This is a genomic window from Paenibacillus sp. D9, assembly GCF_001188365.1.
Taxonomy (GTDB): Bacteria; Bacillota; Bacilli; order Paenibacillales; family Paenibacillaceae; genus Paenibacillus_O; species Paenibacillus_O humicus.
Genome location: NZ_JZEJ01000001.1, coordinates 3,058,082 through 3,082,625, shown reverse-complemented (window position 1 = coordinate 3,082,625; position 24,544 = coordinate 3,058,082). Strand labels below are relative to the sequence as shown.

The following is a 24,544-nucleotide window of genomic DNA, read 5'->3' as shown; positions in this document are numbered from 1 at the left end:
CGGATCAGAGTCGGCTTGCTCCGTCAGGGACCGGCGTCGGGACAATCAGCTTGTAAGTCGCGTATGCAGTCGTCATTTGACATCGGCCTCCTCTGTTGAAAATAAGTGGCTTTAGCATAGCCTTTTTGGGTCATTTTTATCAAGGGGGAGAACAAATAAAGGCGAATTGTACCTGCAGCCGGACTAAAGCTCGTGCGGCGTCAGCCGTTGTATGGCGGACAGAGGCATTCGGAGAGCCGATCCGCTCAGTTCCAGCCAGCCCTCCTTGGAACGGATTGCCGCATTCCATTCTCTACCTGTTTTCTACCCGCCATTGTGGCCGGAACCCGGTTAGAATGAAGCCAGTACGGAAGGGCGTGAATCCATTGGTATGACTCATTGATTTTCCTGACTCTCTATAAAAAACAGAATAATTAATGGGAGGAATCATCATGAGTCGACATGATCGCGCCATGGAGCGCCTGGACGCTTTGCTGGCCGGCTTCGCGGCGCAGGAGCCGCTGCCCGGACTTGCGGTGGGCATCGTTGCCCCAGATGGAGTTTTTGCCCGCGGATACGGAATCCGCGACGCCGGGACGGGCGAGCCCGTGGACGAGCACACTCTTTTTCACCTGGCATCGGTATCCAAGCCTCTGGTAGCTACGGCCGTCATGCAGCTGGCGGAGCAAGGCCGACTGAATCTGGACGCTCCTGCGAGCGACTGCGTCCCTTACTTCAAGCTCGCCGACGGCCGGGAACGCGAGGTGACGATCCGCGACCTGCTCAGCCATACTTCCGGCATGCCCGACGAGGAGGACTTCCAGTGGGACTCGCCGGAGGATGACGAGGGCAGTCTGGAGCGGTATGTACGCGCCCTCGCCGCACGCAGCCTGGACCGGAATCCCGGCGAGGAGCATGCCTACAGCAATATCGGTTTCGAGCTGCTGGGAGACGTCATCGCCAAGGTCAGCGGAATGTCCTTCGAGGCGTACATGCGGGAGCATGTGCTGCGGCCTGCCGGGATGGAAGAGAGCACCTTCCTGTTGGCGGAGGTGCCGGCGTCACAGCTGGCGGCCCCGCATATTCTCGGTGTTCCCGAAGGACGCTACGGACCGCAGAAAAGCCTCGTTTTTCCTTATCACCGGGCGCATGGACCGAGCTCGACGTTGTATATGAACGCGGTAGACAGCTGCCGGCTCATGCTGGCTTACTTGAAGCCGGAGCAGGGGGCAGAGGGGAAGGGGCTGCTTGAGGAAGGCAGCCAAGGGGAGATGTGGGGCACCCGGGTCGGCCTGGGCTATGGAGATTGGCTGGATGGAATCGCCCTCGGCTGGTTCACGGGCGCTTACCAAGGACGCAGAGCTGTATCCCATACCGGGCAAGATACCGGCTTCCGCAGTTATCTGGTGCTCTTGCCGGAGGCAGGCTTAGGCGTTACCCTCATGATGAACGGCGACTATGTCGGTCTCAAGGTGCTGATGAAAGGCATTCTGGACCTGCTGCTCGGGGAAGGAACTGGCGAAGTCCAGCGCAATCTGGCCCATTATTTGACCGGCATCGCCTTGTCCGGCGGGATCGATGCGGCTTGGGACGAGTACCGGCAGATCCTCCATGACGGAGTGGAGCGGTATGCCGTCTCGGCCGACGATTTCAGCTATATCGCCTATCCGCTGGAGGAGAACGGGTATGCCGGCGAAGCGCTGCAGGTTCTGGAGCTCGGGCTCCGCCTGTTCCCGGAGTCGGAGCATCTGCGCGAGAGGCTTCGTGATTCCGTGCAGAAGATGAACCCTTAAGCTCCGAACATTGAGGCCGCCTTTTCCTGGCGGTCTTTTCGTTGTCCATATCGGGTTGATGTCGCCCGCATCGGTTCTTCTCTCTTGTTAGGGAACGGGTACCGGCTATGCCATTGGGCCGGCGGCGGGAGAGTGATGGGGTCGGATGGGCCAAACGAAGCGGGCGGCGACGGGAGCGCTGATCAGAGAGGAGATCGGACAGCAGATCGAAGCCGTGATTAGACAGCGGGTCGGACAGCAGAACGAAAAGCGGGTCGGAACACTGATCAGACAGCAGACCGGACAGCAGATCGGAGCAGCAATTACGGGCATATCGGACATAGGATCCGTTATTCAGGCGAAATTCGCATTTGGACATCTGTATCGGACATACGATCCCTTATTTCTCCGATTCCTACTGCAATGGCAATATAAAATCCGGAATAGCGGATTGTATGTCCGATAAAAATTGAAACGGGGTCAAAATCAGCGGAATAGCGGATCGTATGTCCGATAGCAGATAAAGGGATGGTTAGGATACGTTCGCATGATCCATAAAACCCGATACCGTCTGCCGAGTTGCTGTCCATCGAGAAGCTGGCAGAGGAGCAAAGGGCGCAGATTGGCGAAAAGTTTCATCTCTAAATCAAGCATGAAAACGCCATCGATTTGCGGGGTACCGGCAGCGTCTGTTCCCCCTTATGCTAGTCTCAGTCCTCTTTTGTCCGGGAAGGGCAGAGAGAAATCGAGACGAGACAAAGGAGCTGCCGACCATGAGCACCGGAACGTACGCGTACCCCTTTCTTAACCCCGGCCTGCCGCTGAAGGAGCGGGCCGAGAACCTCGTAGCCCTGCTGACGCTGGAGGAGAAGATCTCGCTGATGAGCCAGTATCAGGAAGAGATTCCGCGCCTCGGCATCGCCAAATACAAGCATGGAACCGAGGGGGCGCACGGAATCGCCTGGCTCGGGGAAGCGACGGTGTTCCCGCAGCCGATCGGGCTTGCCGCCACTTGGAATGACGGGCTCATGAAAGAGATCGGAGAGGTTATTTCCGAGGAGGCGAGAGTGTATTACGGCCGCGATCCGGAGCGCAACGGCCTGACGATCTGGGCTCCCACGGTCGATATGGAGCGGGATCCGCGCTGGGGACGCACGGAGGAAGCCTACGGAGAGGATCCTTATTTGACGGGCAAGCTGACCGCGGCGCTGGTGCGGGGCATGCAGGGAGACGATCCGTTCTACCTGCGGGCGGCGGCGACGCTGAAGCATTTCTATGCCAACAACAACGAGAAGGGGCGCGGCTTCTTCTCGGCGAGCATTGATCCCCGGGGCAAGCGGGAGTATTACCTCAAGGCATTCGAGCCGGCGTTCCGCGAGGGCGGTGCGGTATCCATGATGACGGCTTATAATAGCGTGAACGGAATACCGTGCAATCTGCTCGAGGACGTGAACGGCATCGTCCGGGACGAGTGGGGCATGGACGGCTTTGTCGTCAGCGATGCGGGAGATGTGCTCGGCACCGTGAACGACCACGGCTTCCTGCCTTCGTATGCCGAGGCGGTGGCGCAGTCCATCCGCAGCGGCATCGACAGCATCACCGATGACTCCGAGACGGTGCACCGGGCGGTGCGCGACGCGCTGGAGCGGGGGCTGCTGGAGGAGTGCGACCTCGATCGCGCGCTCGTTCATACGTTCTCGGTGCGGATTCGTCTGGGCGAATGGGATGCTGAAAATCCGTATGCGGACGTGCCGGAATCGAGGCTGTGCGCCCCGGAGCACGCGGCGCTGGCGCGACGCGCGGCCAGCGAGTCGGTCGTGCTGCTGCGCAACGAGGCTCCGGGCGGGACCCCGGAATCGCTGCGCAACGAGGCTTCGAGCAGGACTCCGGAACCGCTGGGCATCGGGGCTTTGGACGGGACTCCGGGATTGCTGCGCAACGAGGCTCCGGGCGGTACCCCGGAATCGCTGCCCGAAGAGGCTCAAGGCAAGTCTCCCTTGCTGCCGCTTCCGGCGAAGGGGTCCATCGCGGTCATCGGGCCGCTGGCGGACGAGGCGTTCGTGGATTGGTACAGCGGTACTCCGCCTTACCGGGTAACACCGCTCGCGGGCATCCGGGACCGGCTGGGCTCCGATGGGGAGGCGGTGTTCCATACGGGCTGCGACATCGTCCGGCTGCGCAGCCTGTCGAGCGGTCTATATGTCGGCCAAGCCCGGATATTGGCGGCTGACGAAGAGAACAGCGAGTCAGCCGAACGCTTTGAGCTGACGGATTGGGGATACGGCAATATCACCCTCCGCGCCCTTTCCAGCAGCCTCCTCGTCACGGAAGGCGAGGAAGGGCTGGAGTCCGCAGCGCAGGAAGCCCGCGGCTGGTTCGTGAAGGAGGTATTTTCCATCCTTGAGGGGGAGGAAGGCGTTCTGCTGCTGACCTGGAACGGCACCCCGGTCGGCATGACTCCTGAAGGCAGGCTGATGCCCGTCTCGCAAGAGGGCCCAGAGGTATTCGACGCTGCCGACGCCGCCAATCCCGGTGCCGCCGAGGAGGCGGCAAGGGCCGAGCGCATGAGGCTGCGGCAGAAGCCGTCCGACTCGGAGCGGTTCGCGATTGAGATTGTCAGCCGCGGCCTGGAGACGGCGGCAGCGGCAGCGGCGTCTGCATCGGCTGCCGTCGTCGTCGTCGGCAACCAGCCGTTCATCGGAGGCAAGGAGGACGCCGATCGTCCCGGCCTGGCGCTGGCGGAGTCCCAGCAAGCTCTTATCCGGGCGGTCGCGGCCGCCAATCCGCGGACGGCCGTCGTGCTCGTGAGCAGCTATCCGTTCGCGCTGCAAGGGACGGAGGAAGCCGTTCCTTCCCTTCTTCAGGTGTGCCATGCGGGACAGGAGCTCGGAAGCGCGGTGGCGGGAGCGCTGTTCGGGGATTACAGTCCGGCGGGCCGCCTGCCGATGACCTGGTACCTCTCGGAGGAAGGTCTGCCGTCGCTGTTCGACTACGATGTGATCCGGCAAGGCCGCACGTATCAATATTGGCCGGGCGAGGTGCTGTATCCGTTCGGGCACGGACTGTCCTATTCGGAATTCCGCTACGGCGAGCTGACCGCCGACCGCGAAGCCGTCGCGGGCGGAGAGAGCGTTATCGTCTCGCTTGAGGTCGCCAACGCAGGCCAAACGGCAGCGGACGAGGTCGTTCAGCTGTATGTCCGGGTAGAAGGCTCCCGCGTCAAGCGGCCGCTTCGCAAGCTGGCCGGATTCAAGCGGGTGACGCTGCAGCCGGGAGAGACGGCGACGGTTCCGTTCGAGCTCGACAGCCGGGAGCTGGAGGTGTGGGATGTGACCCGCAGCCGCTTCTCGCTGGAGCGCGGCAGCTGCACGCTGATGGCAGGAGCGAGCTCGGCGGATATCCGCTGCACGGCGGAGCTGGAGATCGCAGGGGAGGAGATTCCGCCTCGCTGCCTGGAGACCTGGATTCCGGCCGTCAGCTACGATGATTGCGGCTCGATCCGCATCGATGCGTGCACGGACGGCGGGGACAGCGCGGCTCCTGCCGGCGGAAGCGGCTGGCTGCTGTACCGCGACTGCCTGCTGCCGGAAGGCGGAGCGGGGTTCGAGGCGTATGCCGCCGGCGCGGAAGCGGGCATGATCGAGCTGCGGCTGGACGGCCCGGAAGGGCTGCTCGTCGGCTTCTGCCCGGTGCCGCGCACCGGAGGCCCGCAGGCCTGGACTCGCCTCACAGGGAAAGTGGAGCTGCCGGCGCTGCCGGAGCGAATGATCAGCAGGCCGCTTGCCATCGTGCTGCGCGGCGATGTCCGCTTATCGCGATTCCGGCTTCAATAAAGCTTGCCAAAAGGCTTGGAAAATAAGGGCTGTACCCGGAAAAGGCGCGACGCTCCGGATACAGCCCCTATTTGGCTTGCCGTCGCGCCGCAATTGGAAAAAAAAGCCGCCTGCCAGCGGGAGGGCTGACAAGCGGCGTCCTGCCCCTTGCGTCGGAACAGGCAGCCTACGGATTTTTGCGGATGCGCGAGTCGAGCACGAACGTGCCGAAAGGGATGAAGGCGGCTGCGACGGCGCCGGCCACGCGCGCCAGCTTCCAGCGGGCGACGATGACGGCATGCAGAAGGGCGAACATATACAGGACGAACAGGGCTCCGTGCGCGCCTCCTACGATCGTGACTCCCGCATGCCAGTCTCCCCAATATTTCAGAGGCATGGCGATGAAGAGCAGGATCAGAAAGGACGAGCCTTCGAGCAGGCTGATGAGACGGAAGCGGCCGACGGCATTGGTAAGCATAGAGAGCCTCCTAGACGGTTTCTTGGACATAAGGCGTCCCTAGGTAACACGCTCGGAGGGGGGCGCGGTTTCGCTCTAATCGGCAGCAAATGTGACAACTGTGGGTCGGAAGGCATCGCCAGCGCGGCTTACCGCTCCGGATCCCGCCGGCGGCGGAAATCCGATGGCGAGCTTTTCATAACCGCTTGGAAGCTGCGGATGAAGTAGCTGACGTTGTCGAAGCCGGTCTCCAGCGCGATGTCGGCGATCCGGCGGTCCGTCTCCCGCAGCAGCAGCGCGGCCTGCCTGATCCGGTACGCCTTGATGTACCCGATCGGGGTCTGGCCGGTCATGCCGCGAAAAAAGCGGATGAACTGCCCTTCGCTGAGCGGGATGAGGGCGGCAAGCTCCGCGATTCGGATCGGCTGGCCGCAATGGACCCGGATATGCTCGATGACCCGCTTGAGCCGCTCGACCTTGAGCGCGTCGCCTTCGGGGGAGCGGGCCGCTTCGTGATGGATCCGCCGGTCCGCCGCTTCCCCGCCCGCATGCAGGACGGCCAGCATCATCAGCAGCCGGCCCTTCACCTCGGCCTCGTATCCGGGCTTCTGCTCCCGGCAAGCCCTGCGGATGGCCGCGAGCTCCTTCAGCAGGCTGCTTCCGAGCCCGGCATCGGGCATCGCGCGGCGGGGGAACGTCGCGGAGCGGTCCCGCAGCGGCTGGATCAGCTTCTCTTCTACAGCATCGTAGACGGCTCCGGACAGCAGCGCGGGATCGAATACGAGCGCATAGAAGCTGCATCCATGGGAACCGCTGGCATGCCCGGCATGCAGCTCACCGGCGTCCACGAACGCAGCCTCGCCGGCCTGGAGCACGAGCGTGTCCACCCCGACCTGGAACCGCACCTCGCCCTCCGCCACATAGAACCATTCCATCTCGTTGTGCCAGTGCGCGTCGACGACATGCTCGCCGGGACCGTACCGGTATTCATAGCTTCCGAACAGCCTTCCGGCTCCGTTCCGGACGTTCTCTTCCTTGAATAAGCTCCGGTCGAGCTCTTCCATGTTCCCCGCTCCTTTGAAGGGTATGGGCAAGACATCAGAATTGTGCAATAAAACGCGCGATTATATGCAAGATTCATCCTGATTGCCGCCGTATACTGTTATTATAACGCTTACAATTCACGGGATAAAGGATGGATGCGAAGTGAAATTCACGGACGGAAATTGGCTGATCCGGGAGGGCTACTCCGTAGAAAGCGCCATGCAGGTTCACGATTGCCGTGCCGAAGACGGCGTGCTGACGGCATACGCCTCCACGACGCCGCTGGCGGGACGGGGCAGCATGATCAATACCCAGCTGCTGACGATCCGCTTCCACTCCCCGCTGCCGGGAGTAATCGGGGTCAAGCTGACGCATTTCGAGGGTGCCGTCGACCGCGGGCCGCATTTCGAGCTTCATGGCGGACATATAGCCGGAGCCGGACATGAAGCCGGAGCCGACACGACAACAGGAGCCGACACGACAACAGGAGCCGACACGACAACAGGAGCCGCTGCCGGGCATGCCTCGATTACAGAGACGGACGCGTATGCGGAGCTGAGTAGCGGCGGCCTGAGCGTGCGGATCGACAAGGGCGCGCAGTGCTCGGTATCGTTCTTCCGCAGCGGCGAGCGCCTGACCGGCAGCGGCTTCAAGTCGATGGCCCATGTGACGGGTCCGGCCGGAGAAGCCTATATGCGCGAGGAGCTGGACCTGTCGGTCGGGGAGCTCGTATACGGGCTCGGCGAGCGCTTCACCGCCTTCGTGAAGAACGGCCAGGCCGTCGACATCTGGAACAAGGATGGAGGCACGAGCTCGGAGCAGGCGTACAAGAACATTCCTTTTTACCTGACCAGCAAAGGCTACGGTGTGTTCATCAACGATCCGGGCGCGGTCTCGCTGGAGGTCGCCTCGGAAAAGGTGAAGAAGGTGCAGTTCAGCATTCCCGGCGAATCGCTGGAATACTTCGTCATCGACGGACCGACGCCCAAGGAGGTGCTCGGCCGCTACACGCACCTGACGGGCAAGCCGGCGCTGCCGCCTGCCTGGACGTTCGGGCTGTGGCTGTCGACCTCGTTCACGACGGAGTATGACGAGGCGACGGTGAACGCCTTCGTGGACGGCATGGCGGAGCGGGACCTGCCGCTGTCGGTCTTCCATTTCGACTGCTTCTGGATGAAGGAATTCCACTGGACGGACTTCAAATGGGACGAGAGGGTATTCCCGGATCCGGCCGGCATGCTGGCGCGCCTCAAGGAGAAGGGACTGAAGATCTGCGTCTGGATCAATCCGTACATCGGACAGCGGTCGCGGCTGTTCGAGGAAGGGCGGCGCAGCGGCTACCTGGTGCGCAAGCCGAACGGCGACGTCTGGCAGACCAATCTGTGGCAGCCGGGCATGGGGCTGGTCGACTTCACGAATCCGGATGCCTGCGCCTGGTACGCCGGGTACCTCGACGAGCTGATGGACATGGGCGTGGACAGCTTCAAGACGGACTTCGGCGAGCGCATCCCGACGGATGTCGCCTACCATGACGGCTCCGATCCCGAGGGCATGCACAACTACTACACCTTCCTCTACAACAAGGTCGTATTCGAGGCGCTGGAGCGCAAGCTCGGCCGCGGCGGGGCCGCTGTGTTCGCCCGTTCGGCGACGGCGGGCGGCCAGCAGTTCCCGGTCCACTGGGGCGGAGACTGCTACGCGGATTACGAGTCGATGGCGGAGAGCCTGCGGGGCGGGCTGTCGCTCGGCCTGAGCGGCTTCGGCTTCTGGAGCCACGACATCGGCGGCTTCGAGAACACCGCCCCGGCGCATGTGTTCAAGCGCTGGCTGCAGTTCGGCCTGCTCTCCACGCATAGCCGCCTGCACGGCAGCACGTCGTACCGGGTGCCTTGGGCTTATGACGAGGAATCCGTCGAAGTGACGCGGACGTTCACCAAGCTGAAAATGAAGCTGATGCCTTATCTCTACAGTGTTGCCGTCGAGGCGAAGGAGCTGGGCGTGCCCGGCATGCGCGCCATGCTGCTGGAGTTCCCGGACGATCCGGCTGCGGAAACGCTGGACCGGCAGTACATGCTGGGCGGCTCGCTGCTGGTCGCGCCGGTATTCTCGGAGTCCGGCGACGTCAGCTATTACGTGCCTGAAGGCCGCTGGACCTCGCTGCTCACCGGCGAAGCCGTCGAGGGCGGACGCTGGCGCAAGGAGCGCCACGGCTACCTCAGCCTGCCGCTGCTCGTGCGGCCGAACACGCTGCTCGCGCTCGGCGCGGTCGACAGCCGTCCGGACTACGACTACGCCGACGGAGTGGAGCTGGCGCTGTACGCGCTGGAGGACGGCGCGAGCGCGGACGCGGTCATATGCGACACATCCGGAGCGGTGCAGCTGAAGGCGCAGGTCAGCCGCTCGGGCGGCCGCCTCGAGCTGCGCGCGAGCGGTTCCGGCAAGCCGCTGCGCCTCACTTTGCACGGAGGAACCGGCGAGATCGCAGAGGTTGCCGGAGAAGGGGCGCGGCTTGATGATGGAGCCGTCGTCCTGGACGGCTTCGCTGGAGAAGCGTCAGCCGTCATCATCTTGCGCTAACCATTCCATCGTGACCGGAAGAACTTTTCAGCTCCCCACGATCAGGAGTCGGAAGCCTGAGTTCATCTGACCTGTCTCCGAATGGGAAAAAGGCCCTTTAAGCGCAGAAGCACACTTAAAGGGCCTTTCGTTTATTCCGCGAACAGCTTTGCGGCGTCGTCCAGCGCCATTTTATGGCCGAGCGAGGAGTAGTCGAGCCATTTTTGCCCGTCGAGCACATAGACATGCTTGTTCTGAACGGCCTTCAGGCTCTTCCAGAGCGGATTGCTCTCGAGCAGCTCATAGTTTTTCTTGGCTTCGCTGCCTTTGCTGACGATGACCAGAATCGCGTCCGCATCGAAGTCGGGAAGCACTTCCTGGGAGATGACCTCGTAGGCTTTGTCGATCTTCTCGACGCCGTCAGCGGGCTGCAAGCCGAGATCGTCATAGAGCAGCGGGCCGACAGGACGTTTCATGCCCATTACGCGCAGCTCCTTGGCGGTCATCCGTACAGCCATGACCTTGGCATCGGCGCCGAGCCTGCTCTTGATCAGCGCGCCGACTTCGTCCTTCTGTTTGTCGTAATCAAGGATGAAGTCTTCCGCCTGCTGCTGGCGGCCGACATGGCCGGCAAGCTCCCTCAAATGATCCTTCCAGGTTCCTTTATCGGGATTGATGCTTACCGTGGGAGCGATCTGCTCGAACTTGGCGAGATCCGGACCGGAGTAGGTCTCGTCGATGAAGATCGAATCCGGCTTCAGCGCCAGCACGGCTTCCATATCGGGCTCGGTCACGACGCCGAGCTTCTGCACGCCTTCGAGCCGGTCCTTCACATGGGGCAGGAAGTCCTTGACGTCTCCGCCGACGACGGAGCCGGCCGGAGTGAGTCCGAGCGCGAGTAGATTGTTGGTGATGTGGATGGACATCGAGGCTATGCGGCCGGCTGCCGCCGGAGAAGCGGATGGAGATGGAGAGGATGCAGGCTCGTTTGCAGCATTTTGTCCGCAAGCGGTCAGCAGGATGAAGGCAAGCAGCAGAGAGAGAAAGGGAACGGCTTTTTTGAGCATGGTCGTTGTCAAACCTCCGAAAGTCACTTTTTGGGACGGAACAAAAGATAAAGGAAATAGGGGCCGCCGAGAGCGGCGGCGACGACTCCTGCCGGCACGGGGCTGGGCTGGAACAGCGAACGGCCGATCGTGTCCGCGCAGACCAGAATCACCAGGCCGACAAGGGCGGTCAGCGGCAGGAAATGCCGGTGCCGCGGCCCTGCCAGCTGCCTGGCGATATGGGGGGCGGCAAGGCCGATGAAGCCGATGCCGCCGGCCATCGCGGCGCTGGCGCAGGAGAGGGCTACCGCCGCAGCGAGCAGCAGCAGCCGGCTGCGGCCTACCCGGCTGCCGAGCCCCTTGGCCAGATCGTCCCCGAACGAGAAGGAATCGAGCGTCCGGGAGGCCATATAGATGCAGGGCACGAGCACGGCGATCCAAGGGAGCAGCGTCCAGACGTGGATCCAGTCCCTTCCCCAGACGCTTCCCGCGAGCCAGCGCGCCGTGAACGCGTAGGTGTCGGGGTCCAGGCGGAGCGAGAGGAACAGCGTCATCGCGCTCAGTCCGGCTTCAATGGAGATGCCGGTGAGAATGAGCTGGATCGGCAGCAGTCCGCGGCCGCGCTCATAGGACAGCAGGAAGACGAGGACGGCTGCGGCGGTGCCCCCGATGAAGGCGAATGCCGGGATCAGGAGCGAGACCGGCCCGTCCATCGTCCGGAAAAAAGAAACGAAGACGATCAGTCCGAGCGCGGCTCCGGCATTGATGCCGAGCAGGCCCGGATCGGCGAGCGAGTTGCGCGACGCTCCCTGGAACACGGCGCCGGCGACGCCAAGGCCGATGCCGGCCAGCATCGTGACGAGAATCCGGGGCAGCCGGTACTGGAACAGGATCAGCGATTCCTCCGCGGTCCCGCCGCCGGCGAGCGTTCTCCATACGGCGGCGGGACTCAGCGATATCGTTCCTGTGTTGAGGCTGACGGCAGCGGCGACGGCCGCCAGAGCCAGCAGGCCGAGGCCTGACAGCAGCGCCCGCCGGGAGCGGCGGTCCGCAGGAAGCCCCATTTACAGCTCCCTCCTTTCCTTGCGGGACAGATAGAGGAAGAAGGGGACGCCGACCATCGCGACCATCGCCCCGATGGCGAATTCCCGCGGAGGCTGCACCATGCGGGAGGCGAAGTCGGCCCATGTCAGCAGAATCGCGCCCAGCAAGGCGGAGAAGGGCAGAATGAGCCGGTAGTCGACGCCGATGAGGCGCCGGGCGATATGCGGAACGACAAGGCCGACAAAGCTGATGGAGCCTGCCGCCGATACGGAAGAGCCGGCCAGCAGGACGACTGCCGCCATGGCCAGCACGCGGATTCTTCCGGTCCGCAAGCCAAGATTGACGGCCGCTTCCTCGCCAAGGGACATGAAGGTGATTCCCCGTCCGAGCGTGAAGCTCCAGACGAGAGCGGCGAGAATGACAGGGGCGAGCCACTGCAGCTGTTCCCAGCGGATGCCCGCCACCCCGCCGGCGTACCAGAAGGCCAGATCCTGGCTGAGCTGATAATGGATCGCCATCCCGGTGCTCAGGCTGTGGATCATGGCGGACAGGACCGCCCCGGCCACGGTCAGCTGCAGCGAGGCCATGCCTTTGCGCGCCAGCGATGCCAGCATCACGATGATGAAGGTCGCCGCCGCCGCGCCGGCGAAGGACAGGCCCATCAGCGCGCTGTAGCTCAGCATGGGCCGCCAGGCGAAGCTGAGTACGACGGCCAGCGAGGCTCCCGCATTGATGCCCAGGATGCCGGTGTCGGCGAGCGGATTGCGGGTGACGCCCTGCATGAGCGCGCCGGCGGCAGCCAGCGCGCTGCCGACGAGCATGGCGCCGAGAACGCGGGGCAGCCGCAGGCCGTGAATGATCTGATGGGAGGTCGAGGACGGATCGTACCGGAAGACGGCATCGATCACGACCCCGGCCGTGATCGACTTGGCGCCGTAGGACACGGCCGCGATCGCCGTAACGAGCAGTCCGGCTGCGGCAGCCGCGAACCATAGGACCACGGTCAGCTTGCGTCGGAATTTCATGGGAGCGGGGAGCAAAGCCTCCTTCAGATGCAATTGATATCGAGAATCATTATCATCGATGGACTATGCCCAGTATACCAATTCCGGGAGCGGTGTACATGACACAAATTCAGGCATAAAATGGACTTTTTTTAGAAATGGGTTTTGCAGGAGCCGAGCCGCGGCAGCAGCGAGGCTAATTCCTCCAGCTGCCGGACAATCATGGAGGGGGCATACAGAATCCACATGCCCCAGTCCAAAAAAGCAAAACGGCCGGAGCGGATGGCGGGATGGGATGCCCAGAACGGATTGGCGGCGATATGCTCCTCGAGCTCGATCCGGTCCTGAGGCGTTTCGGTGAATAGAAACAGGAAATCGGCTTCGTAGCGGCGGATTTCGTCGGGGGTGATCGAAGTCCAGTTGTGGCCGGTCCCCGGCGGATGAAGCCGCAGCTGTTCCTGGACCCGGTCCGGCGCGGCCAGCTCCAGCGAGCGGTAGAAGGCATGCCCGATATTGCGGGAGCCGTATATACGCAGCTCATGACGCCGGGCCGCGCACAGGGCTGTCGTCCCGCTGCCGATGATCTCCCTGGCTGCCCTGCGGGCCGCTTGCGCCGCCGCGTCATGGGCGTCGTGCCAGGCTTGCGCCGCCGGCTCCCGGCCGACGAGCGCCGAGATGTCCTGCAGGTGGCGGTAGATGTCGCGGCTGGCCCAGGGGATGCAGGCGATCGGGGCGATGTCGCCCAGATGCTCCCTCGCCTTCGGAAGCACGTTGTCCTTGCAGAGGATGAGATCCGGATCCAGGCGCAGGAAATCCTCCCGTCCAGCCTCCCACGGGTCGACGGCATGCTCCGGCAGCCGGAGCGGCGCGATCCCCCGGGGCATGTGCCGGTGCAGCTGCCCCGCGCACGGAACGACGCCAAGCGTATATAGATGGTCGGTATACGGAGCGGACAACGAGACGATCCGCTCCGCCTTGCGGCGGGCGAACGCCTTGGGCGGACTGCCGGCCGTCGCCTTGAAGCGGCGGCTGAAGTAGAACTCGTCGGCATAGCCGATGTCGGCCGCGATTTCCCTGACCGACATCTCGCCTTCCATTATAAGCTCCTTCGCTTTGTTCATCCGCAGATGGGTCAGATAGGCGACAGGGGTCTTGCCCATCAGCTGCTTGAACACCTGCGAGTAGTAGGCGGGATGGAGGCCGGCCATGCCGGCCAGATCCTCCATGCGGACCGTCTCGCGGTAGCTGGCCCGCATATAGTCCGCCGTCTGGAGCAGGCGGGCTTCGAGGGCGTTCCGGGCCGCCGGCTTGGCGCCTTCGAGCAGAATGGCCAGCAGATCGTGCATGTGCTGCTGCGCCGCGTACCGTTCCCGTCCGCGCGCTTGTGCGCCCTTGGCCGCCAGCAGGAGCATGAGCCGGCGGATGCGGGCGGGAGCGAGCTGCAGCGGACCTTGCAGGGGGAAGCCGGTCTGGCGGACGAAGGAACGGCTGTCGCCGTTTTTGCCGCTCAGGAGGAACAGGTCGAAGGCGATCCATACCATCTCAGGCGGGGGATCGGCCTGCAGCCGCAGCTTCAATACCGTGCCGGGGGCGTACAGGAACAGCGAGTCGTCGCGCAGGGCGGTTGTGACGCCTGCAGCCTGCAGCTCTCCCTCGCCCTTGCGCACGTACAGGAGGATGAAATGCGACACCGGCCTGATGCCATCCGCCCAGTCGGGCGGGACCGGGGAGGCGCACGCCTCCTCGATTTCAAACAAAGCCCCCTTGAGGAAGCTTTTGCTCAGGGCTGCGAACATGTCGGACCGGCTCCTTTCCATGCGCGTGGATGCTTGTTGATGCTTGCGGATGCTTGTTAATGCTTGTTAATGCTTGTTGATGCTTGTTGATGCTTGTTGGGGCGTATGGATGCTTGTTGATACAGGCGGATTCTTGTTGATGCTTGCGGATGCTGCGAGGGCCATGCATCAGCCGGTAGCCGCCATAAATGCCTACAGCTTATCACATGTCCCGGGAGCGAGCCAAAGGAAGAAGGCTGGGAAGAGCGGGAATGCGCTTTCAGAAATCTCTAATTTTGACCTGATTTTCGCTCCGATCCCTCCGGTAGGAAGGCCCGGGTGAATGCGTTACCATGAATGGCATAGGGAAACAAGCAAGCGCGGAGATGCCCGGGAGCAGCTGCCGGAACGCCGCGGAAGGAAAGGAAGGATGGAGCTTGTGAAAGCGCTGACAGAAAAACATCCGGCCGCCGGTCCGGATGGAGCCGCATTAGCCGCAAGCTCGGGCCCGGCCCGGTTCTGGAAAGTAATGAAGTCCCAGAAGTACTTGTATTTCATGTCGATGCCGTTCGTAATCTGGGTGTTCGTGTTCAGCTACATGCCCCTCTGGGGTTGGACGATGGCGTTCCAGGATTTCAAGGCCGGCAAGACGTTCGGCGAGCAGAAATGGGTCGGCTTCAAGCATTTCCAGGAGCTGTTCACCGACGAGCGGTTCTATCTCGTGCTGCGCAACACCTTGGCGATGAGCCTCATGGGCCTGATCGTAGGCTTCGTCGTCCCGATTCTGTTCGCGGTGCTGCTGAACGAGGTGAAGGGCCGGCTGTTCAAGCGGACGGTGCAGACGATCTCGTATCTGCCCCACTTCGTCTCCTGGGTCGTCGTAGCCGGCATCGTGACCAAAATGCTGTCGACCGACAGCGGAGCCGTCAACAACCTGCTCATGTGGCTTCATATCACGGACGAGCCGATCCAGTTCATGGCCAAAGGCAACTGGTTCTGGAGCATCGTGACCGCCTCCGACCTGTGGAAGGAGCTCGGCTGGAGCGCGATCATCTACCTTGCGGCCATCGCGGGCATCGATCCGGAGCTGTATGAAGCTTCGAGAGTGGACGGAGCGAACCGGCTGCGGCAGATGTGGCATATTACGCTGCCGGGCATCCGCACGACGATCTCGGTGCTGCTGATCATGAGCATCGGGCATCTCATCAGCATCGGGTTCGAGAAGCAGTTCCTGCTCGGCAACAATCTGGTCAAGGATTACTCGGAGGTGCTGGACCTGTACGCCCTCAATTACGGGCTCAGCCTGGCGAGGTTCTCCTTCGGCACCGCGATCGGCATCTTCAACTCCGTCGTGAGCATCTTCCTCCTGTTCCTGGCGAACGGCGTGCTGAAGAAGGTCACGAAGGAAAGCATCATGTAAAGGGGGGACCAACGATGAACAAGGCTTTCAACGCCACCCGCGGCGAACGGGCATTCGACGTCGTCAATATTCTCATCATGCTGCTGCTCGTCGTCGTCACGCTCTATCCCTTCCTGAACGTGCTGGCGATCTCGCTGAACAACTCGCAGGATACGGTCCGAGGCGGCATCGGCCTCTGGCCCCGGCAGTTCACGCTGGAGAACTACAAGGTGATCTTTGCCTACGAGGGGCTCCTGCAAGGATTCAAGGTTTCCATCTTGAGAACGGTCGTCGGCACCGTGCTGGGCCTGCTGAGCGCCTCGATGCTGGCCTTCACGCTCAGCCGCGCCGACTTCCAGGCGCGCCGCTTCGTCTCGGTGTTCCTGGCGCTGACGATGTACTTCTCCGGCGGCCTGATTCCGGTCTACATCCTGATGCGCGACCTTCATCTGATCGGCACGTTCTGGGTGTACGTCCTGCCCGGAATGGTAGGGGCGTTCAACGTCTTCGTCATCCGCTCGTTCATCGACGGTCTGCCGTTCGCGCTGCAGGAATCGGCCAAGCTGGACGGGGCGAACGACTTCACGATCTACTGGCGCATCATTCTGCCGCTCGCCAAGCCGGCGCTCGCGACGATCGCGCTCTTCCTGGCGGTCGGGCAGTGGAACGCCTTTCTCGACACCTATCTGTACAACGGCTCCAGCGAGACTTGGACGACGCTGCAGTACGAGCTGATGAAGGTGCTTCAGAGCACGCAGCAGGGCGGCGCCAACATGCGGACCAGCAACGAGGACATGACGAAGCTGATGAACCAGGTATCGCCGGAATCGATCAAGATGGCGATCACGATCGTGGTGACGGTGCCGATCCTGGCGGTGTACCCGTTCCTGCAGCGGTATTTTGTCGGCGGCATGACGCTTGGAGCCGTCAAGGCCTAAGGCTTCGCCGGGCCTTCCGCGAAAGGCGGGCCGGCCGTTCCGGAGACACCGAAGAATGGCCGGCCGCACAGCGCTTATCGTCTTTCGGGGAGCCCGTTCTTCATAGAGCAAGATGAATGCGTTTACTTTCCATCGTTTTCAGACGGCTTTTTCAGACCACTAGGGAGGTTATGAGCTTGAAGATGTTAAAGATGAGACAAACGAGAGCGACGGCCGTGCTGGTGCTCGCCGGCGTGCTCGCCGTGACGGCAGGCTGCTCGGGCAGCAACAACAATGGCGCAGGCAATTCCAACGTCGCGGCGACATCCAATACCCAGGGCGAAGCGGCGAACGCGGATGCCGGCAAGCAGGATCTCAAGCCGGTGACGTTCAGCTTCTTCGGAGCCGATGCGAGCCCGAACTGGAACAAAATGCAGGATGAAGTCGGCAAGGTCATCACCGAGAAGACGGGTGTCACCATCAAGGCCGAGTATGCGGTATCCGGCGGAGCCACGGACAAAATCTCCTTGATGGCGGCGAGCGGCCAGTACCCGGATATGGTGTTCGCCAAGGGCGACGTCGACAAGCTGGTCGACGCCGGAGCTCTGATCGACCTGACCGATCTGATCGACAAATACGCTCCGAACCTGAAAAAGGTATACGGCAAATACATGCAGCGCCTCAAGTACAGCAAGGAAGACACGTCCATCTACGTGCTCCCGAGCAACGATTCCATCGACCAGACCTACTTCGACGCCGGCGGCGGCTTCGAGCTGCAGCAGCGAGTGCTGAAGGAGCTCGGCTATCCGCAGATCAGGACGCTCGAGGACTACGAGAACGCCCTCAAAACCTACTATGCCAAGCATCCGACGACAGACGGCAAGCCGACCATTCCGCTCACGCTGGACACGGATGACTGGCGCATCATGATTACCGGCACCAACCCGGCCTTCCTGGCTACGGGCCTGCCCGACGACGGCGAATACTACATCAATCCGGACACCTACGAGGCTTCCTTCCATATCCGCCGTCCGGAAGAGAAGGAATACTTCCGCTGGCTGAACAAGATGTTCAACGAAGGGCTGCTGGACAAGGAAGCGTTCGTGCAGAAGAGCGACCAGTACAAGTCCAAAATCGCCAGCGGACGCGTGCTCGGCCTGATCGACCAGGAATGGGGCTATGGAGACGCCGAGAACGCAATCAAGAGCAAGGATGAGGGAGCCTATACGTACGGCCACTTCCCGGTCACGATCTCCGCGGACGTCAAAGACCACAGCTTCGCTCCGACGGGCTTCATGGCGGGTTACGGCATCGCCATCACGAAGGATTGCAAGGATCCCGTCTGCGCGATCCAATTCCTCGACTGGATGGCTTCCGACGAAGGCCAAGTGCTGCGCAACTGGGGCATCGAAGGCAAGCAGTACAACGTGGAGAACGGCATCCGCGTCATTCCGGCCGATATCCAGAAGCAGAAAACCGAGGACAACACGAACTTCACCAAAAATACGGGCATCGGGCTGTACTTCGTCTTCGGGCCTCACTACGGCGACGGCGTGAAGGATCCGAGCGGCAGCTACTACACGACGAACTTCCCGGATCAGATCGTGGCGGGCTACACGAATGCCGAGAAGGAAACGCTCAAGGCATACGGCGCCACGACATGGAAGGACCTGTTCCCGAAAGAGACCGAGTTCAAGGAGCGTCCATACGGCGCGGCCTGGAACATTCCGGCTCCTTCCGATTCGGACTACAACGTCATCTTCAAGAAGGCGGAGGACATCATCTGGAAGAAGATTCCGGAAGCGGTGCTCGCCAAGCCGGCCGACTTCGACAAGGTGTATGATTCCATGCTGAAGCAGCTGGACGACGTCAACCTCGGCAAGATCGAGAAGATTTATACCCAAGCGGTCAAAGACCGAGTGGAGCAGTGGTCGGCCAAGTAATTCCGGCCGCGTCCGAGGCAGCCGTCCCGATTCGGGGAGGGCTGCCTTCGGGTCTTTTTATCCCGGGAGAGAGAGAAAGGCATGGCCCGCTGTCAGGTGAAAGCGGATCTTCGCCAGGCACGGAGAGGGCAGGCTGAGCCGCTGGCGGCGGCGGAATTTTCCGTTTACCTTTGTAAGCGGTTGCCTTACGATACGGTCTAAGACTATCTTTTTCATGGATCGAAAGAGAGGCATCCGCAAGTGAGACAAGTTATCCGGCGGATCGGATTCCGCTTCAACAACCTTCGGCTCAAGAGCCAGCTGTTCATCGCCTTCCTGATCGTCGTGCTGATTCCGGTGCTGATCGTGGGCATTTTCCTGACGGCCCAGTACCGGAACAACGTGCTGGAGCAGGCGACGCGGCAGACGACGAACAACGTGGACAAGATCGTCACGCAGACATCGGACATCCTGCGCATCCCGATGGAGCTCTCGGACGATTATATGGTCAGCACGGACTTGAGCAGCCTGGTCAATACCCGGTACGCGACCGTGTTCGACTCCACGCACGCGCTGTGGGAGTTCAACGATTTCCGCAGCGCCGTGAAGCTGTACCGCGAGGTGGACTATATCCGGCTGTACGCGGACAACGATACGCTGCTGGAGAATTGGGAGTTCCTTCACCTGACGGACGCCGTCCGCGGGACGGACTGGTACCGGGCCGCCAACGCCAAGGACGGCATCCACTGGATCTACACGTCCAACGAGACAAGGAAAGGAGCGAAGTCGCTCAGCCTCGTGCGCCGGATCCCCTTTCCGACTTACAAGACAAGCGGCGTTCTCGTCATCGACGTCAACCCGGAGCTGTTCGACACGATGCTGCGCCAGGAGCCTTACGACACGATGATCGTCGACGCATCGGATACGGTCGCCGCGGCGAAGAACCGCTCCTGGATCGGCAAGAGCCTGTCCCAGCTGGAGTTCCCGGGCCTCGCCGGCAAAAGCGAGGGAACGTACAACATGACCTTCGGCGGCGAGGAGTACCGGGTCGTCATCGAGAAGCTGAACCCGGCCTCAAGCGTCAACGGCCTGCGTATCGTGTCGGTGTTCGCGGTGGAGAGCATCGTCGGGGAAGCGAACCGCGTCGCCCGTCTCGGCATGGGCGTGCTGGCCGTGAGCATGGCGATCGCGCTGGTGCTCATCTATATCGTCGCCTCGGTGCTGACCAAGCGCACGCTCGTGCTGTACCGCAACCTGAGCCGGGTCGGCAAGGGCGATCTGCAGGTGTATTCGGACATCCAGGGCAATGACGAGATCGGCCTGTTGTCCCGGCAGTTCAACAACATGGTGGCGAGCATCCGCGAGCTGATGGCGGAGGTGGAGGATTCTCACCGGCAGCGGACCGAGCTGGAGGTGAGGCAGCGGGACATCAAGCTCAAGATGATGGCCAGCCAGATCAATCCGCATTTCCTGTTCAACGCGCTGGAATCGATCCGGATGAGGATTCATATGAAAGGCGAGAAGGAAATCGCTTCGGTCGTGCGCATGCTCGGGAGGCTGATCCGCAACAACATCGAGATCGGGCAGCGCCATATTCCTCTCGGCGAGGAGCTGGAGATCGTCCGCTACTACTTGGAGATCCAGAAATTCCGGTACGGGGAGGACCGTCTGGAATTCGTCATCGATGTGGAAGAGGAGATGTCGCTCACGCTCATCCCGCCGCTTATTTTGCAGCCGCTGGTCGAAAATGCCGTCGTGCACGGCCTGGAGGGCATCGGGGAAGGCGGGCGGATATCGATTACGGGAAGAAGATTGCAGGACGGCGGCTTGCAGCTGACCGTCGCCGACAACGGCGTCGGCATGACGCCGGAGCGGCTGCGGGACAATCGGGATGCGCTGGACGATCCCAGCGAGGACAAGGGGCATCGGATCGGGCTGCGCAACGTCCACCAAAGGCTGGTGCTGAATTACGGCTCCGGCAGCGGCCTCAGGCTCGAGAGCGCGGAAGGGGGAGGAACGCAGATCAAGCTTCTCATTCCCGGCAAGAAGGAGGAATAGCGGATGTACAGCTTGTTGATTGTCGATGACGAGCCGGCGATTCGGGAAGGCATGCAGACGCTGATCGAATGGGAGCGGCTCGGCTTCCGGGGCGCCGGGCTGGCGGCGGACGGCATGGAGGGGCTGCGTCTGTACCGGGAGCTGCGCCCGGACCTGGTCCTGGTCGATATTCGGATGCCGAAGATGAACGGCCTCGAGCTGGTCGAGGAGATCAGGAGGCTGGATTCCGGCTGCCGGATTCTGGTGCTGAGCGGCCATGCCGACTTTTCTTATGCGCAGCAGGCGATCCGCTACGGCATCGAGGGCTACCTGCTCAAGCCGGTCGACGAGGAGGAGCTGGAGCAGTATGCGGCCCGGATCGCCCGTTCGCTGGATGCGCAGAGCGGGACTGAAGCCGATCCGGCCAAGCGGCGGGAAGACGCGCTGCTGGCGCTGCTGGCGGGAGACGCGGAGGAGGCGCTTGCGCTCGCTGCGGAAGCGGGAAGAGCAGGCCTGTTCCCGGGCGCCCGTGCAGAAGCAGAAGGAACAGCCGGCGGGCGGGAAGCCGCCGCAGCGGATCTGTGGCGGCTGCTCCATGGAGGCGCTCGCGGCGGCCGCGTGCTGCTGGCGGAGGCCGGGCTGGAGGACGGCCTGGAGCAGACGGAATTCAGGCGGAGGCTGGAGGCGGGAGCCGCAGCCCGAGGGCTTGGACCGGTCTTCGAGGCCGGGGCCTCGCTGGGGCTGTTGATTCCCGGCGGGGAAGCGGCGCTGCGGGCGGCCGCCAAGCTGCTGGAGGAAAGCGCGGGCGAGGGAGGCTTCACCGCCGCTGCGGGGTCATGCAGGGAGGACCCGGCCGCAGCCGCGCGCTCGCTGCAGGAGGCGCAAGAGCTGATGGGCTTGCGCTTTCTGCTGGAGCCGGGCCGCATCCATACCGAGCGGCCTGCGCTGCTGGCGGCGCAAGCTCCCGGTCATTCCGCATCCTCGGCGGCTCTCGCAGCAGACGGGAGAGATGATGATGCTCGCCTGGCCGAGCTTGCTCTGGCGCTTAGCCGCGCCGTGGAGACGGGAGGCATGGCCGGCATCGTCGCCTCCCTGGACGAGGCGGCGGCTTCGCTGGCGGCCGGAAATGCGTCGCGTCCGGCGTTCTCCTCGGCGATGGCCGAGCTGATGACGCTGGTCATGGCTGAGCTGGGGCGTCATGGCGGCACATCTGCGGATGGACGCCATGGCTCCCTCGCCGCAAGCGTCTACCGCCACGCCAAGTGGTGCACCATGCGCGAGGAGCTGGCCGCGGGTCTGTCGGCCGTGCAGCAATCGCTGGACGCGTCGGACAGCGGCAGCGTCCTGAGGCGCATGACCGGCTTCATTGAGCGCCATTACAGCGAGCCGCTGAGGCTGGAGACGCTGGCCGAGCTGTTCGGCTACAACAGCGGGTACTTAGGCAAGCTGTTCAAAAGCCATGCCGGCGTCTCCTTCAACGCCTATCTCGACCGTCTGCGCATCGAGCGGGCGATCGCCATGCTGGAGGGCGGCATGAAGGTGCGCCAGGCCGCGGAGAAGGTCGGCTACGCCAACGTCGATTATTTTCACGCCAAGTTCAAGAAATACACGGGCAAATCCCCTTCCTTCTACAAAAAAACGGGCGAAAGCTGATGGAGTCCGATCGATTTGCTACAATAGATACATCCGGGAAGCCGGGCCCCTCCAGAGGGTGCCCGGCTTCTGCCGATGCAACGGCTTTGGCGCGCGCCGATCGGGCAGATGCGCCGAAGCCTTGGACCAACAGCCGCAGCCGCCGGAAGCGGCTGCCGGTTTTCTAGAGATTTGGGAGAGATGAAGAAATGCCTGATACAAGACTGTTGACCTTCCGCTGCCCGCCGCTGCCCTTCCTGGTCGAGGCCAGGAGAGCGTCCTACGAAGCGGGAGAGGAGCATCCGAGCCGGACCGATCTGGGCATGTTCGAGCTGATTCACGTCCGGCGGGGGGCTCTCTCGGTGACAGAAGGAGACAGCACCTGGACGGTGGAGCCGGGACAAGTGCTCCTTCTGCGTCCCGACCGCCCCCGGCTTGGGGCTGGAGCATGCACCGGGGAGACGGAGTTCGACTGGGTTCATTTCCAGTTCCAGGGGGAATGGGAGGAAACGGCCGAAGGGGACGAGTCCACGCTGGTCGGAGACCATTACACGCATACGGTCAGGCTGCCCAAGCTGATCGCAGGCATATCCGGCCAGCCTGCCGCTGCAGCCTTCGCCGTGCTGAACGAGGCGGCGGCAAGCGCGGATCAAGGGGCTTTCTGGGCCCGGCAGCAGAGCTTTCTCGACTTGCTGCGGCAGCTCGAGGCTGCCGGCCGGGCAGGCGTCTACCGGGCATCCGCCTCCGCGGTCGCCGAGCAGGCTGCCGCCTATATGAAGGAAAATTACCGGGAATCGGTCGCGAACGCCGATCTGGCCAGCGCGCTCGGCTACCACGCCGTCTATATCGCCCGCTGCATGGTGGAGACATTCGGCTGCACTCCGCAGCAATATCTGCTCTATTACCGGCTGGACAGAGCCAAGCTGCTGCTGCTCACGACCGACTGGCCGATCGCCCGCGTCGCCGAGGAGAGCGGCTTCAGGCAGACGCCTCATTTCTCGCGGCTGTTCGCCGCCCATGCGGGCATCCCGCCGCATCGATTCCGCAAACGGTTCACGCCTTGACTGTTCTTGACGGTTGACGGTTGATGAAGCCAAGGATCAAGGGCGCATACCGTCAACCCCGTCAATGATTCGCAGGCTGAAGGAATCGATCTCCCTTGAGGCTTCGGCCTCGGGGAGCGCCGCCGCTGACCGGCCGCCGGATTCGCCCACGGCGATGAGCAGGAGACGGCGGTCTGAGGGATATCGTTACCGCCATCCTTCCCGGCACGCGCATAACTTCCCTCCGGTTGCAGATACTGGAAGCGAGACGAACAACCGGGAAGGTGGCCAACAACTATGTGCGTGCGTTTTTCGCTTACGTCTGACATCGAGGAGCTTGAACGCCGGTTCGCGATCCGCGATGCCGTCCGGATTCCGACGATGCGCTACAATATCGCTCCGACGCAAAACGTCCCTGTCATCCGCAACAACCGCCACGGCGTGAGAATCATGGACGATGCCAGATGGGGGCTGTTTCCGTTCTGGGCCAAGGATGCCGTCAATGCCGATGTCTCGCTGCTGGAATCCAAGCCATGCTTCAAGCAGATGCTGATCAGCGGCCGCTGCATCATTCCTTGCAGCGGGATGTACGGCTGGCAGAGGGGAGCGGAGGAGAACGGACCGAAGCAGCCTCGCGCCATGCGGATCATGGTACAGGGGCAGCCGCTGTTCGCCATGGCCGGCTTGTATGACGAGTGGAGGACGCCAGAGGGGGCGCTGATGCGCGCGGCGACGATCGTGACCGTATCGGCTTCCGGCCCGTTGTCCCTGCTGCAGGAGCGGATGCCGATCGTGCTGGACGAGGAAGGGCTGGAGGACTGGCTCAATCCGTCGATCCGCGAGTTTTCGTTCCTGCGCCGGCATCTGCAGCCGCTCGAGCCTTTTCAGCTGCGGGCTTATCCCGTCAGCAACGCCGTGGACGACGAGCTGTATGAAGCGGCGGATTGCATCGCCGAAATCCGGATGGCTTAAACCGGCATAGGCATAGGCATAGTCATGGGTATGGGCAAACGCATGAACAAAAACATAGACAAAGAAGGCCGATCTCCGGGAGATCGGCCTTCTTTGCTTCGCGGACGCTGAACAGCGGATCAATCCGGGAAAG

At 62.5% G+C, this 24,544-nt stretch carries 16 protein-coding genes; 10 read left to right on the top strand and 6 right to left on the bottom strand.

Translation table 11 applies throughout. The features are described 5' to 3' along the window. The first annotated feature begins 431 nt into the window (after positions 1-431). Together VE23_RS13995 and VE23_RS25890 are read left to right on the top strand one after the other, a co-directional pair. Positions 432-1,772: a serine hydrolase domain-containing protein gene (locus VE23_RS13995; RefSeq protein WP_198156171.1), complete on the top strand. Its 1,341-nt coding sequence runs from the start codon at positions 432-434 to the stop codon at positions 1,770-1,772. Between the two features lie 752 nt (positions 1,773-2,524). Next, complete coding sequence (locus VE23_RS25890) at positions 2,525-5,584, top strand: glycoside hydrolase family 3 C-terminal domain-containing protein (protein WP_049868310.1); 3,060 nt, start codon at positions 2,525-2,527, stop codon at positions 5,582-5,584. Positions 5,585-5,750: 166 nt separating this feature from the next. Here the strand turns inward: VE23_RS25890 and VE23_RS13980 are convergent, their stop codons facing one another. Next, on the bottom strand, positions 5,751-6,041 hold the full coding sequence (locus VE23_RS13980; RefSeq protein ID WP_048748481.1) for a DUF3817 domain-containing protein: 291 nt from the start codon (positions 6,039-6,041) through the stop codon (positions 5,751-5,753). Positions 6,042-6,169: 128 nt separating this feature from the next. Beyond that, positions 6,170-7,084, bottom strand: coding sequence for an AraC family transcriptional regulator (locus VE23_RS13975; RefSeq protein ID WP_021882073.1), 915 nt, complete (start codon positions 7,082-7,084; stop codon positions 6,170-6,172). A 142-nt stretch (positions 7,085-7,226) separates the two neighbouring features. Here VE23_RS13975 and yicI point away from each other — a divergent pair, with 142 nt between their 5' ends. Then, positions 7,227-9,641: an alpha-xylosidase gene (gene yicI, locus VE23_RS13970; protein ID WP_049868309.1), complete on the top strand. Its 2,415-nt coding sequence runs from the start codon at positions 7,227-7,229 to the stop codon at positions 9,639-9,641. A gap of 131 nt (positions 9,642-9,772) precedes the next feature. Here the strand turns inward: yicI and VE23_RS13965 are convergent, their stop codons facing one another. The 4 genes from VE23_RS13965 to VE23_RS13950 form a co-directional block, all read right to left on the bottom strand. Beyond that, on the bottom strand, positions 9,773-10,687 hold the full coding sequence (locus VE23_RS13965; RefSeq protein WP_049868308.1) for an ABC transporter substrate-binding protein: 915 nt from the start codon (positions 10,685-10,687) through the stop codon (positions 9,773-9,775). Between the two features lie 23 nt (positions 10,688-10,710). Then, a complete protein-coding gene (locus VE23_RS13960; RefSeq protein ID WP_048748483.1) occupies positions 10,711-11,730 on the bottom strand; it encodes a FecCD family ABC transporter permease in 1,020 nt (339 codons plus the stop codon). Continuing rightward, positions 11,731-12,735: a FecCD family ABC transporter permease gene (locus VE23_RS13955; protein ID WP_048748484.1), complete on the bottom strand. Its 1,005-nt coding sequence runs from the start codon at positions 12,733-12,735 to the stop codon at positions 11,731-11,733. Positions 12,736-12,866: 131 nt separating this feature from the next. Continuing rightward, the gene (locus tag VE23_RS13950) at positions 12,867-14,510 is read right to left on the bottom strand and encodes an AraC family transcriptional regulator (RefSeq protein WP_048748485.1); all 1,644 of its coding nucleotides are present in this window, start codon (positions 14,508-14,510) and stop codon (positions 12,867-12,869) included. Positions 14,511-14,928: 418 nt separating this feature from the next. On the opposite strand from VE23_RS13950, the gene VE23_RS13940 reads away from it, so the two are divergent. The 7 genes from VE23_RS13940 (at position 14,929) to VE23_RS13910 (ending at position 24,411) form a co-directional block, all read left to right on the top strand. After that, complete coding sequence (locus VE23_RS13940; RefSeq protein WP_048748489.1) at positions 14,929-15,909, top strand: ABC transporter permease; 981 nt, start codon at positions 14,929-14,931, stop codon at positions 15,907-15,909. Positions 15,910-15,923: 14 nt separating this feature from the next. Then, positions 15,924-16,826 (top strand): carbohydrate ABC transporter permease, encoded by a 903-nt coding sequence (locus VE23_RS13935; protein WP_048748486.1) that lies wholly within the window; start codon positions 15,924-15,926, stop codon positions 16,824-16,826. Between the two features lie 182 nt (positions 16,827-17,008). Continuing rightward, positions 17,009-18,748 (top strand): ABC transporter substrate-binding protein, encoded by a 1,740-nt coding sequence (locus VE23_RS13930; RefSeq protein WP_232317070.1) that lies wholly within the window; start codon positions 17,009-17,011, stop codon positions 18,746-18,748. 240 nt (positions 18,749-18,988) lie between these two features. After that, complete coding sequence (locus VE23_RS13925) at positions 18,989-20,785, top strand: sensor histidine kinase (RefSeq protein ID WP_021881374.1); 1,797 nt, start codon at positions 18,989-18,991, stop codon at positions 20,783-20,785. Between the two features lie 3 nt (positions 20,786-20,788). Continuing rightward, complete coding sequence (locus VE23_RS13920; protein WP_049868305.1) at positions 20,789-22,417, top strand: response regulator transcription factor; 1,629 nt, start codon at positions 20,789-20,791, stop codon at positions 22,415-22,417. A gap of 188 nt (positions 22,418-22,605) precedes the next feature. Beyond that, complete coding sequence (locus tag VE23_RS13915) at positions 22,606-23,460, top strand: helix-turn-helix transcriptional regulator (RefSeq protein WP_049868304.1); 855 nt, start codon at positions 22,606-22,608, stop codon at positions 23,458-23,460. Positions 23,461-23,736: 276 nt separating this feature from the next. After that, positions 23,737-24,411: an SOS response-associated peptidase gene (locus VE23_RS13910; protein WP_021881182.1), complete on the top strand. Its 675-nt coding sequence runs from the start codon at positions 23,737-23,739 to the stop codon at positions 24,409-24,411. Positions 24,412-24,544: the final 133 nt, after the last annotated feature.

Coding starts and splice junctions, on each gene's coding strand:
- VE23_RS13995 (WP_198156171.1), top strand. CDS start 432: ATGAGTCGACATGATCGCGCCATGGAGCGCCTGGACGCTTTGCTGGCC.
- VE23_RS25890 (WP_049868310.1), top strand. CDS start 2,525: ATGAGCACCGGAACGTACGCGTACCCCTTTCTTAACCCCGGCCTGCCG.
- VE23_RS13980 (WP_048748481.1), bottom strand. CDS start 6,041: ATGCTTACCAATGCCGTCGGCCGCTTCCGTCTCATCAGCCTGCTCGAA.
- VE23_RS13975 (WP_021882073.1), bottom strand. CDS start 7,084: ATGGAAGAGCTCGACCGGAGCTTATTCAAGGAAGAGAACGTCCGGAAC.
- VE23_RS13965 (WP_049868308.1), bottom strand. CDS start 10,687: ATGCTCAAAAAAGCCGTTCCCTTTCTCTCTCTGCTGCTTGCCTTCATC.
- VE23_RS13960 (WP_048748483.1), bottom strand. CDS start 11,730: ATGGGGCTTCCTGCGGACCGCCGCTCCCGGCGGGCGCTGCTGTCAGGC.
- VE23_RS13955 (WP_048748484.1), bottom strand. CDS start 12,735: ATGAAATTCCGACGCAAGCTGACCGTGGTCCTATGGTTCGCGGCTGCC.
- VE23_RS13950 (WP_048748485.1), bottom strand. CDS start 14,510: ATGTTCGCAGCCCTGAGCAAAAGCTTCCTCAAGGGGGCTTTGTTTGAA.
- VE23_RS13935 (WP_048748486.1), top strand. CDS start 15,924: ATGAACAAGGCTTTCAACGCCACCCGCGGCGAACGGGCATTCGACGTC.
- VE23_RS13930 (WP_232317070.1), top strand. CDS start 17,009: ATGTTAAAGATGAGACAAACGAGAGCGACGGCCGTGCTGGTGCTCGCC.
- VE23_RS13920 (WP_049868305.1), top strand. CDS start 20,789: ATGTACAGCTTGTTGATTGTCGATGACGAGCCGGCGATTCGGGAAGGC.
- VE23_RS13915 (WP_049868304.1), top strand. CDS start 22,606: ATGCCTGATACAAGACTGTTGACCTTCCGCTGCCCGCCGCTGCCCTTC.
- VE23_RS13910 (WP_021881182.1), top strand. CDS start 23,737: ATGTGCGTGCGTTTTTCGCTTACGTCTGACATCGAGGAGCTTGAACGC.